Origin of the sequence: Enterobacter sp. CM29 (genome assembly GCF_013179605.1) — a bacterium.
GTDB lineage: Bacteria > Pseudomonadota > Gammaproteobacteria > Enterobacterales > Enterobacteriaceae > Enterobacter > Enterobacter intestinihominis.
On record NZ_JABMCU010000090.1, the window covers coordinates 1 to 17,812 of the forward strand.

The window sequence follows — 17,812 nt, forward strand, 5'->3', positions numbered from 1 at the left end:
TTCAGCGTGCTGCTGACGCTCTCCTGCCTGCTGGTCTCTTTCGCTGAAAGCTTCACCCTGCTGCTGCTGGGTCGCGCCTGCCTGGGGCTGGGGTTAGGCGGCTTCTGGGCGATGTCGGCCTCGCTGACCATGCGCCTGGTGCCCGCGCGCACCGTGCCAAAAGCGCTGTCCGTTATCTTCGGCGCGGTCTCTATTGCGCTGGTGATTGCCGCGCCGCTGGGCAGCTTCCTTGGTGGGATTATCGGCTGGCGTAACGTCTTTAACGCGGCGGCAGTGATGGGCGTGCTGTGCATTATCTGGGTGTGGAAAGCGCTACCGTCTCTGCCGGGTGAAGCGGCGCACCACAAACAGAACATGTTCGCGCTGCTCAAGCGTCCGGGCGTGCTGGCGGGGATGACCGCCATCTTCATGGCCTTTGCCGGGCAGTTTGCCTTCTTTACCTATATTCGCCCGGTGTATATGACCATGGCGGGCTTTGACGTGGATGGCCTGACGCTGGTGCTGCTGAGCTTCGGTATCGCCAGCTTCGTCGGCACCTCACTGTCGTCTCAGTTCCTGAAGCGCTCCCTGAAGGTGGCGCTGGCGGGTGCGCCGCTGGTGCTGGCGATCAGTGCCGCGGTGCTGGTGCTGTGGGGCAGCGACAAGTGGGTCGCATCGGCGATTGCGATTGTCTGGGGCTTTGCCTTTGCGCTGGTGCCGGTGGGCTGGTCGACGTGGATCACCCGCTCGCTTGCCGATCAGGCGGAAAAAGCCGGGTCGATTCAGGTGGCGGTGATCCAGCTGGCGAACACCTGCGGCGCGGCGGTGGGCGGCGTAGCGCTCGACCATCTGGGGCTGACGTCACCGCTGGTGATCTCCGGTACGCTGATGCTGCTGACCGCGCTGCTGGTGGCGGGGAAGGTTAAGGCGAAGTAGTCAATTTTCCCCCTCACCCTAACCCTCTCCCCGTAGGGGAGAGGGGACTGCTCGGTGCTGTCTTTTCACCCTCGCCCCTTTGGGGAGAGGGCCGGGGTGAGGGGACATTCGCTTAAGCCGATGCCTTAACCCTTCTGCGTGAATCCATCGAAATCAACACCACCGACGACACAATCAGCAGCGTTCCCAGCCAGTCCGGCAGGGTGAATGCCACCCCCAGCAAAACCACCGACAGCAGCGCGCTGCTCAGGGGTTCGGCGCAGCTCAAAATGCTTGCCTTCGGCCCGCCGATCATCTGCGCGCCCTTCAGATACAGGCTGAACGTCAGCGCGGTGCCAATCACCACCAGGTAGAAAAACGCCAGCAGCAGGCCGCCGTCAATGGCGAAGGTGGTGCCGCGTCCGGCGTAGAACGGCGTCAGCATTAGTCCCGCAATCAACATACTCCAGCCGACAATCGGCAGCGTGCCGTAGCGGGCGATAAGCGTTGATGGATAGGTGGTGTAAAACGCCGCAGCAAACGCCGAGGCGATACCGAAGAACAGTGCGGCAGGCGAGATGGAGAGCGACGTCGGGTCGCCGTGGGTCACCAGCAGGAAGGTACCCACAAGCGATGTCAAAATCGCCGACAGGACAAACATGCCGGGACGCTTCTTCCGCGCCAGGGCGAACCACGCCACGATGATGGTTGGCGACAGGAACTGAAGCACGGTGGCCGTAGCGGCGTTGGATTTTTCAATCGTCAGCAGGAAGGTGAGCTGCACGGTGAGCGCGCCAACCAGTGAGAAAAACAGCAGGCTGAGGGCGTCCTTGCGGTTTTTGATGACCGAGAAAATCTTGTCGCCGTGAACGAAGGAGAGCGTCAGCAGGATCACGCCGGTAAACAGCAGGCGAACCATGGTCAGGTAAGGTGAAGAAATGTGGCTTTTCTCCATGATGTACTGCGCGCAAACCCCGGAACTGCCCCATAAAACGGCGGCGATCAGGACGTTGAGCATCCCTTTGCGTGTGGAACCCATGTTCTCCCCTGTTATGTTGTCGTTAATTGGCCAACAGCATAGCATGGTTGTGTGCGGCCTGATGCCCTCACCCCGGCCCTCTCCCACGGGGAGAGGGGGAAAACCGTAGGCCGGGTAAGCGTAGCGCCACCCGGCATGTTGTTGACCTTAGAACCACGCCTCCCACATCGCGCCGACGTTGAAGTCGTCCAGCGTCTCATCTTTGGTGTTGTTCACGCGCGCGGTGCGTTCGTTGTCCACTTTGCCGCCGGTCACGTAGAAGCGCAGCATCGGACGGAACTCCGGCCCCATGGCGATAGACATGTTCTGCGACAGGGTCAGCTTCCAGCCCTTGTTGTCGCCGCCGTTGTCGTAATCTACGTGCTGCCAGCCCGCTTCCAGCCAGGTGGAGTGAACGTCGTTCCACCAGTGCATCGGGCGCACGATGGCGTTGTAGTTCTTACGGTTGTCGGTGTCATCACGGCTGTTGTCATAGTCGTGGAAGGCGAGGATGTACTCCACCTGCGTGGCCTGGGTGAATTTATACAGCCCTTCGAAGCTGGCGTAGACCGTGGTCAGATCTTCGGTTTTGTTGAACACGCTGTTGTCCGAATTATCGGAGTAGCGGGCGATCACCTTGTTCACGCCGCTATCGTTGGTGTGGCTCAGCACCACGCCGCCCTGCCAGGCGTTCAGACGCTCGTCGCTCTCAACGGCTTTGGAGTCAAAACCGTAGTTGGCGTACAGCTCCAGGTCGATCGGGCCGAGCTTCATGCCGTGGATTTTTGAGGTGGCAGCGTAGTTGCCCTTGTCACCCGTGCCGGAGCCGCCGGTACAGGTGATGCGCGACGGGTTGGCTTCATCTTCCATCACTTCCGGGCTACAGGATTCCACCGCCGCCACGGCAGCCACGTCGAACTGCATGCCGCCGATGTCGAAGTTCTTCACCCCGGCGCCCTGGCCATCGTGGTTCATCCAGAAGTAATCGTTGATGCCCTGCTGCGGACGCTGGTGGAAGTCACGACCGGCCCAGAAGTAGGCGTTCGGGTTGGAGGCCATAATGTTGGTCACCCCGGCGTAAGCTTTTTTGAGGTTAACTTCGTCGCCCCAGTGGTCGATCATCACGTTGATGTCCCAGATGGCGCCGTTATCACCCTTGAAGGCCTTGGAGAGCTGGAATTCCCCGCCGTTGCCTTCGTTACCCAGACGACCAATCGCGGACGCGCCGTTGTAGGAGCCGTCCACCGCCACATACTTCTGGTCAGCGGCCTGGAAGTGCGCGCCGTAGCGGGCGTAGCCGGTAAATTTGATGCCAAACGGAATCGCCATGTCCGGGGATTGCGCTGCGCTCTGCGGCTCGGTGATGACGTCCGCTTTTTTCGCGACCGCCGCATCCATTTTCGCCTGACGCTCGGCCAGGGCTTTATCCACCGCTTTCGCCACAATGGCGTCAATTTGCTCCTGCGTAAATTCTTGCGCGAGCACGGAAATTGGACAAAGCGCGGCGATAACCGCCATGGTTAATGGAAGTTTTTTAATCGTATTCATGGTTATCTCAATATAGTTTAATTTTATTCAGACAATAACCATCCCGCTCCGATCTGACAGAATATGTCGCTATCATCAGAACAAGTGGATTTCTAGTTTTAGGTACAGAGGTATTACATTAATTTATTTCGCCATAGACTATCTCTGATATAAATGAATAATCTCTTCAGATAATTCACGCGCTAATAGCGAATTCATTAAATGATCCTGCGCGTGCACCATAATTAAGGTCATCGGCTGGCGGGCTTCGCCCGCGTCCTGCTCGATCAGTTTGGTCTGCATCTTGTGTGCCTGGCGCGCGTAGCCATCGGCTTCACGCAGCAGGCTTTTGGCTTCGTCAAGGTTGCCCTGGCGCGCCGCATGCAGCGCTTCGAAGCACAGGCTGCGGGACTGACCGGCGTTGACGATAATTTCCATTACGGCTTCTTCTAATGCGATCATCATTTTTACTCTTTATCAAAGCAATTATTTAAGGCGGTAGCGGCAAACCACTCTCCGCTTTTTTTAATGGTGCGCTGCTGCGTCTCCAAATCGAGCTGAATAAAACCGTAGCGGTTTTTATAGGCATTGCACCACGACCAGTTATCAATAAACGTCCACATATGGTAGCCAAGGCAATTGCAGCCTTCGCTAATACCTTTATGCAGCCACGCTAAATGCTCAGAAATAAATTCGATGCGGTACCGATCGTTTATCTGACCGTTTTCAATAAAGCGCTGCTCGTTTTCGACACCCATCCCGTTTTCAGAAATAAAACAGCGGGGGTTGCCGTAATTGTCGCGCAGGTTAACCAGAATATCGTAAATACCCGGCTCGTAAATTTCCCAGCCGCGGTACGGATTCATCTTGCGGCCCGGCATCTCGTAGCTATCAAAGAACCACTCCGGCATAAACGGCGCCTGCGGGTTCACCGCGCTGTCGCGACACTTCACGCGGCGCGGTTGATAGTAGTTAACGCCGAGCAGGTCGATTTTCCCTTCCGCAATCAGGAAACCGTCTTCCGGCTTGCAGGCGGGTAGCTGATCGTAAGATTTCAGCAATGCCACCAGGTCGGCCGGATACTCCCCGCGCAGCACCGGGTCGAGGAAGCTGCGGTTAAACATCAGATCCGCGATATGCGCCGCCTTCACGTCCGCCGGGTTCTGCGAACGCGGGTATGACGGCGTCAGGTTCAGCACGATGCCGATCTCCCCCGCGTAATGCCCGGCGCGGTAAGCCTGAACGGCCTTCGCATGGGCCAGCACCGTGTGATACGCCACGGTCGCCGCCCGACGAAAATCCACCACGTTCGGGTAATGGAAATCGTACAGATAACCGCCTTCCACCGGCACGATCGGCTCGTTGAAGGTAAACCAGTGCAGCACGCGGTCGCCAAACAGCTCGAAGCAGATCTGCGCATAGCGGGCGTAGGCGTCCACTACGTCACGGTTTTCCCAGCCGCCTATCTCCTGCATCGCCATCGGCATGTCGAAATGGAACAGGGTGATAAACGGCGTGATGCCCTGTTCATTCAGCTCATCAATGACCTGATTATAAAAATCGACCGCGTCCGGGTTCACTTCACCGATACCGTCGGGGATCAGGCGCGCCCAGCTAATCGAGGTGCGAAAGCTGTTGTGGTTCAGCTGCTTCAACAGCTGAATGTCCGTTTTCCAGTGCTGATAAAACGTGGAGGTGTGCTGCGGTCCCACGCCGTTGTGAAAACGGTTCGGCTCGCGGGCAAACCAGTAGTCCCACGTGGTTTCACCCTCTCGTGTCCCTTCCGTCTGGAGAGCGGAGCTTGCGCTGCCCCACCAGAAGTTATCGGGAAATGCGTATTTCATGACCCTTCCTCTTTGACTTAATTGCTAACTGTTTCAGCGGAGCCGACGGTTGCCTGGGCTTTCTGCTCTTCATTTTTGATGAGCGTACGCTCATAGGCGCGCAGGAACGGCAGGTACATCAGCGCCGACATCACCATGCAGACCAGGCACATCACCACCGGGCTCAGCGCCCAGTTCGCCGCCCACGAGGCGCCAATCGGCGCGGGCGTGGTCCACGGGGTTAACGAAACCACCTGGGCCAGCCAGCCGAGTTTGGTTGCGCCGTACGCCAGGCAGGCATTGACCAGCGGAACAAACACGAACGGGATAAACAGCATCGGGTTCATGATGATCGGCGCGCCGAACAGAATCGGTTCGTTGATGTTAAAGAAGCTTGGCACAACGCCCATTTTGCCGATGGTGCGCAGGTGAGTGGCGCGGCTGCGCAGCAGCAGGAACGCCAGCGGCAGGGTCGAGCCTACGCCGCCAATCAGCAGGTAGTGATCCCAGAAACCTTGCAGATAAACGTGCGGCAGCGCCGCGCCCGCCGCCAGCGCCGCCTGGTTTGCAGAGAGGTTCGCCATCCAGAACGGGTTCATGATGCCGGTGACAATCAGCGACCCGTGGATACCGGCAAACCAGAAGATCTGGCACAGCAGAACGGAGAGCAGAATCGCGGGCAGCGAGTCAGACGCGGACACCAGCGGCTCCAGCAGGTGCATAATCGCCTGCGGGATGATCATCCCGGTCTGCGCTTCAATGAACAGGTTCAGCGGATGCAGGGTACCAATCACCACCATCACCGGGATCAGGATCTCAAACGAACGCGCCACGCCGGTCGGCACCTCTTTCGGCAGGCGGATGGTGACGTTGTTCTGCTTCAGCCACGCGTACACACGGGTGGAGTAGATCGCGGTGATAAGCGCAGTGAAGATGCCCTGACCCGACAGATACTGCGTCGAAATTTTGCCGTCGGCATACGGCGCGGCGACCAGCAGGAAGGCCATAAAGGCCAGCAGACCGGACATCACCGGATCGAGGTTAAACTGACGTCCCAGGCTCGCCCCAATCCCCACCGAGATGAAGAAGGTCATGACGCCCATGCTGAGGTTAAAGGGCAGCATCAGCTGTTCGCGGTAGGTCTCGGAGAAATCCAGCCAGCCGCGGGCGAAGCTGTTGGTGGTATCCGCCGAAAACGGCGGGAAGATAAACACCAGCATAAACGAGCCGATGATCATAAACGGCAGCGCGGCGGTAAAGCCGTCGCGGATGGCAATCACATACTTTTGCTGACCGAGCTTCGCGGCCAGCGGCGTAATTGACTGTTCAATCACCGCGACCATGGATTGATATAACGAACTCATGTGAACACCTTTTAGTGTGCCGCTTCGATGAGCGACAGAGCATAGTCCAGTACTTTATCGCCACGCTGCATGCCGTAATCCATCATGTCGATGGGCTGCACCGGTATGCCTTGCGTCGCTGCCTTGTCTGAGAGCGTCTTTAACATGTATTTCACTTGCGGTCCGAGAAGCACCACCTGATAGTGCGGAAACTGCGTATCAAATTCGGATACGCCATACGCATCTATCTTCACGGGCAAGCCCCGTTCTTTTGCAACATCGATCATTTTGCTGACCAGCAGGCTGGTGGACATCCCGGCAGAGCAGCACAGCATAATCTTGAACATCGACGACCATCCTCAAAATGTAAAAAGTTATTGCGATGATGATTGGACATGATACGGAAACCGGTTTCCATTCATAAAAGACAGAAGTGTGACAACCATCAATATCCACTACTTATGACGCTAATTAACCGGATGTGGGTCACATAATTTGGCTGTTTTGACATCAAATTGAGTGGAAACGGAAAATCGGTTTCCATGGAAAACGGAAACGGATATACTCCGTTCTGGCTATAATGTGAGCCGTAGCGGTGATGGAAATTACAGACGCCAGTTGCGTCTGACAGGGGAGAGAGATGTCTACAATCAACGATGTATCGCGTCTGGCCGGGGTGTCCAAAGCCACGGTATCACGGGTGTTGAGCGGGTCGCGTGGCGTTAAAGAAGCCAGCCGACAGGCTGTTCTGAGAGCGGTGGATGAGCTGAACTATCGTCCCAACGTGATCGCCCAGTCGCTGCTCAGCCAGTCGACGGGCTGCATTGGGGTGATTTGCGCGCAGGAGAACATTAACCAGACCACCGGTTACCTGTACGCGCTGGAAAAACACCTCAGCCAGCATCAAAAACATCTGCTGCTGCGTTTCGCACACACGAAAACAGAAGTGATGAACGCCCTTGAAGAACTCTCCTGCGGCTTATGTGATGACATTCTGGTGATTGGCGCGCGTTTCCCGCTGGACGTGGACATGGACAACGTCATTCTGGTCGACTGTATGGAGGCCGATAACGCCAACAGCATTCAGTTCGATCACGCGTTCGCGGCTGAAACGGCCTGCAACTATCTCACCAGCCAGGGGCGTCGCCAGATAGCACTGATCCACCCGCACGGCAGCGGCTTTGCCGATCAGGTGCTGCTGGGCTACAAACATGCGCTGGAGAAAAACTTCCTGCCCTTTAATCGCAACCTCGTGTTTATGGACGCGACTTCATCGTCCGTTGCGCTTCAGGAATTACTCAACAACGCGTCCACGCTGAACTTCAACGCGCTGCTGGTGGCAGACGAGCAGGAAGCCCAGCGGGTGATCCCGCAGTTACAGGCGTTTAATAAATCGGTACCGGAAGACATCATGGTCTTCAGCCTCGGCGGTTCGCTGCAACTCCCGGGTATTCCGGTGATCCCGGCGATTGAATATTCCATGGACGCCATGGCGGCGCGGATTGTGAGCTGGCTGACGGCGAAAACGCAGATGCTGGGGTCGTACGTGCTGCGCGGGGATTTGATTATTCCGGATGTGCGGAAGCGTTAAACATGTGATGTAGGCCGGGTAAGGCGCAGCCGCCACCCGGCGCTCAACCCTCAGTAATCTTCCATACAATCCACCTGACTTACTGCATCCCAGTAGGCGTCCAGGTTGTCACGCTTCACGGCGGTGATGGCATTTTTGATCAGCAGCTGATTGGCCTCAGACGACAAAATCATCGCCTGCCAGGCCTTATCGCTCTGCTTTTTCTGCGGTGTACAGGTTTTCTTCACATCTTTCAGGACCTGCTGTTTTATCTGGGCCTCTTTCTCCGGAGCGCTCTTCTCCTGCGCGTGAACAAACGCAGCGAAAATCAGGCAAACGAGCAGGCAAACCAGGTGTGCAGATTTCATTGAGACCTCCGGTAAAGTCACAGGCTTTCCCTGAAATGTATCGTTACATTCAGGCAGGCGATTCCAGCCGAAAGTATGAATTTACTTTTCACCTGGTATGAGAATCGCCCTCTCAGGCCGTTACTGAACCCCTCCACCCAGCGATTGCCACAGCGTGATGCGGTTTTCCAGGTCGGTTTGCTGCAAGGCAATCAGTGATTCCTGTGCCGACCACAGCGATCGCTGCGCGGTGAGCACCGTCAGATAATCGCCCGCGCCAGCCTTGTAACTGCGCGTCGCCACATCCAGCGTTTTTTGCTCCGCCGCCACGTATTCACGCTGGGCATCAAGCTGTTCGCTCAACGTTTCGCGCCGCGCCAGCGCGTTGGCCACGTCCTTAAACGCGCTCTGGATGGTCTTCTCATAGGTGGCGATTAGCCCTTTCTTCTCCGCTTCCGCATAGCGCAGCTGCGCCATATTGTTGCCCCCGCTAAACAGCGGCAGGGTGATGGACGGCGCGAACGACCAGACCTTCATGCCGTGGCTGAACAGGGATGACAGCGAATCGCTGCCGACGCCCGCGCTGGCGGTCAGTGAAATGGTCGGGAAGAAGTTGGCGCGTGCCGCGCCGATGTTGGCGTTAGCGCTCAGCAGGTTATGTTCCGCCTCCTGAATGTCCGGGCGACGCAGCAGCGCGCTGGAGCTGACGCCCGCCGGGATCAGCGTGATGGCGTTATCGCTCAGGCTCTCCAGCGTGCCGGGCAGCAGGTTCTCGGGCACCGTATCGCCCGCCAGCAGGTTAAGGGCGTTTTTGTCCTGCATCACCAGCGTCTGGTAGCTCGCCACGCTGGCGCGCGCCTGCTGGTAAACCGCCATCGCTTCACTGACGTCCGTGGCCGCTGCCACACCTACTTCCTGCTGGCGCTTCACAATCTTGAGCGAGTTCGCGGCGCTCTCCAGGGTGGATTTCGCCAGCGCCAGATTGCTGTTATCCGCCGCCAGCGTCACCCAGGCCGTGGTCAGCTCGCTGACCATCGTCAGGCGCGTGTTCTGCGCGGTGAACTCGCTGGCAAGCCAGGTTTCCCGCGCGGCACGCGACAGGCTCTGGTTGCGGCCAAACAGATCCAGTTCGAAGCTGGAGACCGTGCCGTTGGCTTCGTCGCTCGTCGCGACGCCGCTCGCCAGCGTACGGCTGCGGGTATGACTCAGTTCCGCGTCCACCGTCGGGAACAGGGACGAGCGCGTTTCGCCATACTGGGCACGGGCGGCGTCGATATCCGCAATCGCTTTTTGCACGTCGCGGTTGCTGTTGAGCGCCATCGTCACCACGCTTTTCAGCCGCGCATCATTCATCACCTGCTGCCACTGGCTCACCACGGCGCTGGCTTCGCCGTGCGCGCCGGGCAGTGTGGCCGGAACGGGCGCGTCCGGGCGCTGATACGTGGGATCTAATGATACACAGCCTGCGCTCAGCAGTGCTAACGCTAAAACAGTTACACGAAACATTATGACCTCCGGTTTGCGTGCTTACCGGAGAACAGACGTTTCACCAGTACAAAGAATAAAGGAACAAAGAAGATGGCCAGCAGCGTCGCGGCCAGCGTCCCGCCGATAATGCCTGTACCGATCGCCACGCGGCTGTTGGCCCCGGCGCCGGTGGCAATCGCCAGCGGCGTCACGCCTGCGATAAACGCCAGCGAGGTCATGATGATCGGACGCAGACGCGTCTGGGCGGCCCGCAGGGCGGCGCGCGTCAGGGAGTAGCCTTCGGCCACTTTGGCTTCGGCAAACTCGACAATCAGAATGGCGTTCTTCGACGACAGACCGATGGTGGTCAGCAGCGCCACCTGGAAATAGACATCGTTGCTCAGGCCGCGCAGGGAGGCGGCAATGGCCGCGCCCAGCACCCCAAGCGGGATCACGAGGATCACCGAAATGGGCACCGACCAGCTCTCATACAGTGCTGCCAGGCACAGGAACACCACGAGGATGGAGAGGGCATAAAGGCTCATCGCCTGACCGCTCGCCAGTTTTTCCTGCAACGACAAACCGCTCCACGCCCAGGTGCTGCCGGACGGCAGGTTATTCGCCAGCTGCTCCATTTTGCTCATTGCCGTACCGGAGCTGGCGCCGCTGGCGTTCTCGCCCTGAATTTCATACGCCGCCGAGCCGTTGTAGCGCACCAGGCTTTCCGGGCCATACTCCCAGCGGGTGGTGGCGAAGGCGGAGAATGGGGTCATAGTGCTGTCGCTGCCGCGCACATACCATTTGTTGAGATCCGACGGTACCGCGCGATAGTCGCTGTCGCCCTGGATGTAGACCTTTTTCACGCGGCCACGGTCAATGAAGTCGTTCACGTAGGTGCCGCCCCAGGCGCTGGACAGGGTGTCGGTGACGTCGCTCAGGGAGAGCCCCAGCGACACGGCTTTGTTGTTATCGATATCCACCTGAAGCTGCGGCATCTGCGGCAGATCGTTGGCGCGCACGGCGTGCAGCGAGCTGTCCTGATTCGCTTCGCCAATCAGCTGGTTACGCAGTTTCAGCAGCGCGTCGCGGTCGGTGCCGCCGCTCGCCATCAGCTCAAAGGTAAAGCCGTTGCTCTGGCCCAGACCGTCCACTGCCGGCGGTGTCATCGCAAAGATGGTGGCATCGCGGATGGCGCTCAGCTCCTGCGTGGCGCGCAGGGCAATGGCCTGCGCGGTGTTTTCCTCGCCTTTACGCTCTGACCAGTTTTTCAGGGAGACGAACGCCATCCCGGCGTTCTGGCCGCTGCCGCTGAAGCTGAAACCTTCAACGGTAAAGATCACGTCGGTATTGGCTTTCTCTTTGGTGAGGAACCACTCGCGTACCTGGCGGCTTACCTCTGCGGTACGCACCGCGGTTGCGCCGGCAGGGAGGGTGTACTGCACCATGATTTCTCCCTGGTCTTCGGTTGGCAGGAAGCTGCCCGGCAGTTTCAGCATGGCGAACCCCATCGCGCCGCAGAGCAGGGCGAAGATCACCAGCATGCCGCCGGAACGGCGCAGGGCGCGCAGAACCTTATTCTGATAGCCGTGCTCGGTCTTACTGTAGAAGCGGTTAAACGCGCCGAAGAAGCCCTTTTTGTGCGGAGCGGTGTGATTCAGGATCGAGCCGCACAGCGCGGGCGTCAGGGTCAGCGCCACCACCACGGAGAGGAACATCGCCGAAATAATGGTGACCGAGAACTGACGGTAAATGACCCCGGTAGAGCCGCCGAAAAAGGCCATCGGCAGGAATACCGCAGAGAGCACCAGCGCAATGGCGATCAGCGCGCCGGAAATTTCGCCCATCGATTTTTCGGTCGCTTCCCGGGCGGGCAGCCCTTCGTCTCGCATAATACGCTCGACGTTTTCCACCACCACGATGGCGTCATCCACCAACAGTCCTATCGCCAGCACCATGGCAAACAGCGTCAGGGTGTTGATGGAGTAACCGAACAGCGCCAGCACGCCGAAGGTGCCCAGCAGCACCACCGGCACCGCCAGCGCCGGGATCAGCGTCGCGCGGATGTTTTGCAGAAACAGGTACATCACCACCACCACGAGGATAATGGCTTCGAACAGGGTCTGAATCACGTCCTCAACGGAGATCTTGATGAACTCGGTGCTGTCTTTCGGGTAGGCCACGTCGTAGCCTTCCGGCATCGACTTTTTGAACTCGGCGATCTTGTCTTTTACCGCCGTGGCGGTGTTAAGCGCGTTGGCGCCCGGCGAGAGCATCACCGCCATACCCGCCGCCGGGTGGCCGTTCAGCTTCGCGGTGGCGGTGTAATCTTCGCTGCCCATCTCCACGCGCGCGACGTCGCTGATGCGCACCACCGCACCGTTGGACTCGCTCTTGACGATGATTTTTTTGAACTCATCGACCGTTTGCAGACGCGACTGAGCGCGGACGGTGGCGGTCAGCTGTTGGGCGTTCGACGAGGGCAGCGCGCCGATTTTACCGGCGGAGACCTGCACGTTCTGCGCTTCAATCGCGCTCTGCACGTCGGAGGGCATCAGCGAGTACGACGCCAGCTTAGCCGGGTCGAGCCAGATGCGCATCGCGTATTCTGCACCGAACACCTGCAGGCTGCCGACGCCATCCACGCGCGCCAGCGGATCCTGCATATTACTCACCAGCCAGTCGGCGATATCCGAGCTGCTGGCGGTGTCGGTTTTATCATATACGCCCATGATCAGCAGGAAGTTGCTCTGGGATTTTTCGACGGTGATCCCGGACTGCTGCACCTCGGTCGGCAGGCGTGATTCCGCCTGCTGGACTTTGTTCTGCACCTGTACCTGAGCGGTGTCCGGATCGGTTCCCTGTTCAAACGTGACGTTGATGCTCACCGAACCGTCCGAGCTGCTGGTGGAGGTGAAGTAGAGCAGGTTATCCAGCCCGGTGAGCTGCTGCTCGATCACCTGCGTCACGCTGTTCTCCAGCGTTTGTGCGGAGGCGCCGGTGTAGGTGGCGGATATTTTGATCGACGGCGGGGCAACGTCCGGGTACTGCGCAACGGGCAGCGTGCGGATCGCCAGTATCCCGGCGAGCATGATGAGAATGGCGATAACCCAGGCAAAGACCGGGCGACGCACGAAGAAACGGGAAAACATCAGGCGTTTCCTCCGTTGGTTTTCATCTCTTCAGCTTTCACTTCCTGCCCGGCGGTGACTTTGTCGGTGCCTTCCACAATCAGCTTATCGCCCGCCTTCAGGCCATTCAGCACCAGCCATTTATCGCCGTAGGTGTCGCCCGTTTCCAGCTGACGCTGCTCGACCTTGTTGCTGGCGTTCACCACCAGCGCGGTGGCGGTACCTTTGGCGTCGCGGGTGATGCCCTGCTGCGGCGCGAGGATCGCGTCATTCATGATGCCTTCATCCACTCGGGCGCGGACGAACATGCCCGGCAGAAGCTGATGCTGCGGGTTCGGGAAGACGGCGCGCAGGGTGACTGAGCCGGTAGACTCATCCACCGCCACTTCGGTTAACGCCAGATGGCCTTTTTCGCTGTAGCTGCTGCCGTCTTCGAGGATCAACGACACGTTCAGCGTATCGCTGTTGCTGGCGAGGGTTTGCTTGCGTAATCGCAGCAGATCGGCGCTGGAACGGGTTAAATCGACGTACATACTGTCCAGCCCGCGAATAGTGGCCAGCGCGGTATCCTGCTGGGCGGTCACCAGCGCGCCGGGGGTCACAGAGGAGATGCCGATACGTCCGGCAATCGGCGCGGTGACGGTGGTCCAGTTGAGGTTAATGCGGGCACTTTCCAGCGCGGCTTTCTTTGACTCGACGCTGGCCTTGTCCTGCGCGCAGGTGGACTTCGCGTCTTCCGCATCCTGACGTGATACGCCGTCATCCTTAACCAGCTGCGCATAGCGCCGGGCTTTCTGGCAGTCGGCCTGCACCAGCGCCTGCGCCTGTTTCAGTGCGGCGGCAGCTTCATCATAAGCGGCGCGGTAGCTGGAAGGATCGATCTGATACAGCGCCTGCCCGGCCTTGACCGTATCGCCTTCGGTGAAGAGCCGTTTCTGAATAATGCCGCCCACCTGAGGGCGCACTTCGGCGCTCATCGCGGCGGCGGTGCGGCCGGTCAGCTCGCTGACCACGGACACCGGCTGGCTCATGAGTGTGACAATCCCCACTTCCGGAAGAGGACGCTGGGGAGCAGATGTTTGCGCATTATCGCACCCTGTCAGGAGGAGTAATGCTGCGATGGAGGTTGTTATGGTTTTCATAATCTTTTTCCAGGGTGAACGAAGCCTGCCCTGTTAATCGCTTAACAGGGAGGAGGGCTAATTAAAAGCACAGCGATCCCGCATCTCTGGCAGAGCCAGAAATGAAAAAAGGAAATTACTTATTTCCGCTAATTATTCACATGCGATTACTTCGCAGAGAAAAGCATATTTAAAATATTCTGGTATATGGGCTCTAATTGTTCTGACGGTACTTTTAAAGGCGTGAGTCGACGGTAAATCGTGCCTTCGATCATCACGGCGGTAATCTCCACGCAGCAGCGAATATGCTCATCGCTCAGGTGGGGGAACTGCTTTTTCAGGTGCTCACAGGCGTTGGCGAACATGCGGGCTTCGGCTTCGATCAGCATGTTTGCCACCAGCGGATTGCGCGTGGCCTCTGCGGACATTTCGAGCATTAGCGCATCATCATCTTCGTTAAGCGTCTGGCGCCAGGCAAGCGCCTGCGGCATCCCTTCAACCAGGGTTTTGCCCTGCATCTCCTCAATACGTGAGTCGATAATGCGCCGGATCATCTCTTCAATGATCGCGTCTTTGTTACTGAAATAGCGATAGATTTGTCCGACGCTGAGCCTGGCTTCGCTGGCGATCTGCGACATGCTGGCAGCGTGAAATCCACTGGCGCGAAAGCAGCGGCGCGCGGCGGTGATGATTTCGTCCTGCCGTAGTTTTTGTCGTTCTTCCAGCTTTGTGCTCATCGTCGGCTACCGTAAAAAGTGAGAATGATCGTTCTCATTATACGTTTTCGGAGCCTATTGGAAAGGTTTTTTTTATTTACATATTGAATGAATATTTCCTTGTTTAAACAATGGAGGAAATAAGGAGTTTTTATGAAGGTTAAGCTGTGAGATATTCAGATTGCGCTGAAAATAAGGAGAGATTTATGCACCTGAGCATTACAGATAAAGTCACGGCTGAAGAAAAAGAAGAATTATTAACGGGGCTAAGAGCCTATAACGCGCAGTATTTAGATCTGGCGACGTTTAGTGGCGATATTGGCGTATATGTGCGGGACGACAGCGGCGTCATGCTGGGCGGGTTAATCGGCGTACGTAAAGGCGACTGGCTGAATATCGACTTTCTGTGGGTCAGCGACAGGGTGCGGGGAACGGGCGTCGGCAGCCAGCTGATCAAAACGGCTGAAGAGGAGGCCCGTCGCAAAGGGTGCCGTCACGCGCTGGTGGATACGGTCAGCTTCCAGGCGCGTCCGTTCTATGAAAAACAGGGTTATCAGGTGCAGATGTCCTTACAGGATTACCCTTATCAGGGAATGCAGAGACACTATCTGACCAGGGATCTTTAACCGCCGATCCCGTTGCCGATCACGGCTAACACGTGGCGCACAACGATCTCCGGCGAGAGGGCATTAAGCCTCTCGTCATTGCGCATGCGAGAGAACGGCACCAGCACCAGGCTCAGCAGCGTCGTGAACAGCAGTTCGGGGGCCAGCGCCGGATTCAGCTTTCCTTCCTGCTGCCAGCCTTTGATGGTTGCCAGCGTGGTGTGATATTTCTCATCGCCAAAGCGCTCCTGCAAATGCGTACGCAGTACCGGCATCTCGCCGATCACCTCCTGCATCCACAGCGGGGCAAACCAGCGATACTTTTCCGCCAGTTCGGCCAGCACCCTGACCATTTCCGTCAGGGCATCCACCGGCGAATCCCGGTTGTCGGCGAAAATTGCCCCGATCCGCTCACGTAACGGCAGGAAGCGCTCCTCAATCATCGCATCCAGCAACTGTTCTCTGGAGTTGAAGTAGTAGTGCAGCATGGCGGGCGTCACGCCGGCTTCGCGGGCAATAGCGTTCAACGACGTATTGGCGATCCCCTGGCGGGAGAAGAGGTTCAGGGCGATGTCCAGCAGCTGTTCGCGGCTGGCGGTAACGCGCTTGCCGCCGCGCGGACGTCCGGGGCGGCGGGGTTCAGAATTGTCTTTTAGTGCTGGCACGGTCACGCTGTCTCTTGATCTTATCCATAACTTACCTGAATATTAATTATTCGATTAATTAATTTCAAGCGATCTCTTATGGAGTCCGACGTAATGACTCAACCTGCGAAAAAGGCGCCGTCGATTAAGCTGCTGTTCAGCGCGCTCCTGCTGGTGATGCTGCTCTCGGCGCTGGATCAGACCATTGTCTCCACCGCGCTGCCGACCATCGTCGGTGAGCTGGGCGGGCTGGATAAGCTCTCTTGGGTGGTAACGGCCTATATCCTCAGTTCGACCATCGTGGTGCCGCTGTACGGCAAATTCGGCGATCTGTTTGGCCGAAAAATCGTTCTGCAAATCGCGATTGTGCTGTTTCTTGTAGGGTCCGCGCTGTGCGGTCTGGCGCAGAACATGACCCAGCTGGTGCTGATGCGCGCCCTGCAAGGGCTGGGGGGCGGCGGTCTGATGGTGATCAGCATGGCTGCCGTGGCGGACGTGATCCCGCCTGCCGATCGGGGTCGCTATCAGGGGTTGTTTGGCGGCGTGTTTGGCCTGGCGACGGTGATAGGGCCGCTGATCGGCGGGTTTATCGTTCAGCACGCATCCTGGCGCTGGATTTTCTACATCAACCTGCCGCTGGGGCTGTTTGCCCTGCTGGTGATTGGCGCGGTATTCCACGGCAGCGCGCGGCGCAGCAAGCATGAGATTGATTACCTGGGGGCGATTTACCTCAGCATGGCGCTGCTGTGCATCATTCTGTTTACCACCGAGGGCGGTACGATCCGCCAATGGAACGACCCGCAGCTGTGGTGCATTCTGGCCTTCGGCCTGACGGGGATCGCCGGGTTTATTTACGAAGAGCGGCTGGCGTGGGAGCCGATTATCCCGCTGTCGCTCTTCCGCGACCGCAGCTTCCTGCTCTGTAGCCTGATTGGCTTTATCATCGGCATGTCCCTGTTTGGCTCGGTAACGTTCCTGCCGCTCTATTTACAGGTGGTGAAAGACGCCACGCCAACGCAGGCCGGCTTGCAGCTGATCCCCCTGATGGGCGGGCTGTTGCTCACCTCCATCATCAGCGGGCGCATCATCAGCCGCACCGGGAAATACCGTCTGTTCCCGATCCTCGGCACGCTGCTCGGCGTGGTGGGGATGGCGTTACTGACGCGCATTTCAATCACCTCCCCAACCTGGCAGCTGTACCTGTTTACCGGCGTGCTGGGCATGGGGCTGGGACTGGTGATGCAGGTGCTGGTGCTGGCGGTGCAGAACAGCGTGTCAGCCGATCAATACGGCGTAGCGACCTCTGGGGTGACGCTGTTCCGTTCCATTGGCGGGGCGATTGGCGTTGCGCTGTTTGGCGCGGTGTTCACCCATATTCTGCAATCAGGGCTGATCGACAGGCTGCCGGAAGGGGCGGAACTGCCGCGCGAACTTAATCCCGTTGCCATTCACCATCTGCCTGATGCCCTGCGTCTGGACTATCTGGATGCGTTCGGCTCGGCTATCCATGCGGTGTTTATGCTGGCGGCGGGGATTATGGTGCTGGCGTTTGTGCTGTCGTGGTTTTTGCGCGAAGCGCCGCTGCGTCGGCAGGCGTGAGGTTAGCGGT

At 58.2% G+C, this 17,812-nt stretch carries 16 protein-coding genes; 4 read left to right on the plus strand and 12 right to left on the minus strand.

The window, feature by feature from the left end:
• Nucleotides 1-915 (plus strand): purine ribonucleoside efflux pump NepI (nepI, locus tag HP459_RS12735; protein WP_171936288.1); only part of this gene is annotated, 915 nt, incomplete at its 5' end.
• A 112-nt stretch (nt 916-1,027) separates the two neighbouring features.
• Here the strand turns inward: nepI and HP459_RS12740 are convergent.
• The 6 genes from HP459_RS12740 to HP459_RS12765 all read right to left on the minus strand — a co-directional run bounded on the left by HP459_RS12740 (nt 1,028) and on the right by HP459_RS12765 (nt 6,952).
• Entirely contained in the window at nt 1,028-1,933 is a 906-nt protein-coding gene (locus HP459_RS12740) for an EamA family transporter (RefSeq protein WP_023298973.1), read from the minus strand.
• A gap of 147 nt (nt 1,934-2,080) precedes the next feature.
• On the minus strand, nt 2,081-3,460 hold the full coding sequence (locus HP459_RS12745) for a carbohydrate porin (protein ID WP_126314396.1): 1,380 nt from the start codon (nt 3,458-3,460) through the stop codon (nt 2,081-2,083).
• Between the two features lie 138 nt (nt 3,461-3,598).
• A complete protein-coding gene (locus HP459_RS12750; RefSeq protein WP_014168006.1) occupies nt 3,599-3,901 on the minus strand; it encodes a PTS lactose/cellobiose transporter subunit IIA in 303 nt (100 codons plus the stop codon).
• 5 nt (nt 3,902-3,906) lie between these two features.
• Nucleotides 3,907-5,283: a glycoside hydrolase family 1 protein gene (locus HP459_RS12755; RefSeq protein ID WP_063148195.1), complete on the minus strand. Its 1,377-nt coding sequence runs from the start codon at nt 5,281-5,283 to the stop codon at nt 3,907-3,909.
• 17 nt (nt 5,284-5,300) lie between these two features.
• Nucleotides 5,301-6,626, minus strand: coding sequence for a PTS sugar transporter subunit IIC (locus tag HP459_RS12760; protein ID WP_063841687.1), 1,326 nt, complete (start codon nt 6,624-6,626; stop codon nt 5,301-5,303).
• A gap of 11 nt (nt 6,627-6,637) precedes the next feature.
• Nucleotides 6,638-6,952, minus strand: coding sequence for a PTS sugar transporter subunit IIB (locus HP459_RS12765; protein ID WP_003861034.1), 315 nt, complete (start codon nt 6,950-6,952; stop codon nt 6,638-6,640).
• 293 nt (nt 6,953-7,245) lie between these two features.
• On the opposite strand from HP459_RS12765, the gene HP459_RS12770 reads away from it, so the two are divergent.
• Nucleotides 7,246-8,196 (plus strand): LacI family DNA-binding transcriptional regulator, encoded by a 951-nt coding sequence (locus HP459_RS12770; protein ID WP_155019277.1) that lies wholly within the window; start codon nt 7,246-7,248, stop codon nt 8,194-8,196.
• 50 nt (nt 8,197-8,246) lie between these two features.
• Here HP459_RS12770 and HP459_RS12775 read toward each other — a convergent pair whose 3' ends face one another.
• The 5 genes from HP459_RS12775 to HP459_RS12795 all read right to left on the minus strand — a co-directional run bounded on the left by HP459_RS12775 (nt 8,247) and on the right by HP459_RS12795 (nt 14,975).
• Complete coding sequence (locus HP459_RS12775) at nt 8,247-8,543, minus strand: YicS family protein (protein WP_003861030.1); 297 nt, start codon at nt 8,541-8,543, stop codon at nt 8,247-8,249.
• A 120-nt stretch (nt 8,544-8,663) separates the two neighbouring features.
• Nucleotides 8,664-10,028 carry an efflux transporter outer membrane subunit gene (locus HP459_RS12780; protein ID WP_171936289.1) on the minus strand — a complete coding sequence of 455 codons (1,365 nt, stop codon included), beginning with the start codon at nt 10,026-10,028 and terminating at the stop codon, nt 8,664-8,666.
• Nucleotides 10,028-13,138 carry an efflux RND transporter permease subunit gene (locus HP459_RS12785; protein WP_038414996.1) on the minus strand — a complete coding sequence of 1,037 codons (3,111 nt, stop codon included), beginning with the start codon at nt 13,136-13,138 and terminating at the stop codon, nt 10,028-10,030. The genes HP459_RS12780 and HP459_RS12785 overlap by 1 nt, the downstream gene beginning before the upstream one ends.
• A complete protein-coding gene (locus HP459_RS12790) occupies nt 13,138-14,259 on the minus strand; it encodes an efflux RND transporter periplasmic adaptor subunit (RefSeq protein ID WP_038414997.1) in 1,122 nt (373 codons plus the stop codon). The genes HP459_RS12785 and HP459_RS12790 overlap by 1 nt, the downstream gene beginning before the upstream one ends.
• Nucleotides 14,260-14,405: 146 nt before the next feature.
• A complete protein-coding gene (locus HP459_RS12795; protein WP_022646570.1) occupies nt 14,406-14,975 on the minus strand; it encodes a TetR/AcrR family transcriptional regulator in 570 nt (189 codons plus the stop codon).
• A gap of 185 nt (nt 14,976-15,160) precedes the next feature.
• Here HP459_RS12795 and HP459_RS12800 point away from each other — a divergent pair, with 185 nt between their 5' ends.
• Nucleotides 15,161-15,580: a GNAT family N-acetyltransferase gene (locus tag HP459_RS12800; RefSeq protein ID WP_058677106.1), complete on the plus strand. Its 420-nt coding sequence runs from the start codon at nt 15,161-15,163 to the stop codon at nt 15,578-15,580.
• On the opposite strand, the gene HP459_RS12805 is transcribed toward HP459_RS12800, so the two are convergent.
• Nucleotides 15,577-16,224 (minus strand): TetR/AcrR family transcriptional regulator, encoded by a 648-nt coding sequence (locus tag HP459_RS12805; protein ID WP_032622106.1) that lies wholly within the window; start codon nt 16,222-16,224, stop codon nt 15,577-15,579. The genes HP459_RS12800 and HP459_RS12805 overlap by 4 nt on opposite strands.
• A gap of 93 nt (nt 16,225-16,317) precedes the next feature.
• Here HP459_RS12805 and HP459_RS12810 point away from each other — a divergent pair, with 93 nt between their 5' ends.
• A complete protein-coding gene (locus HP459_RS12810; protein ID WP_023298980.1) occupies nt 16,318-17,802 on the plus strand; it encodes an MDR family MFS transporter in 1,485 nt (494 codons plus the stop codon).
• Nucleotides 17,803-17,812: the final 10 nt, after the last annotated feature.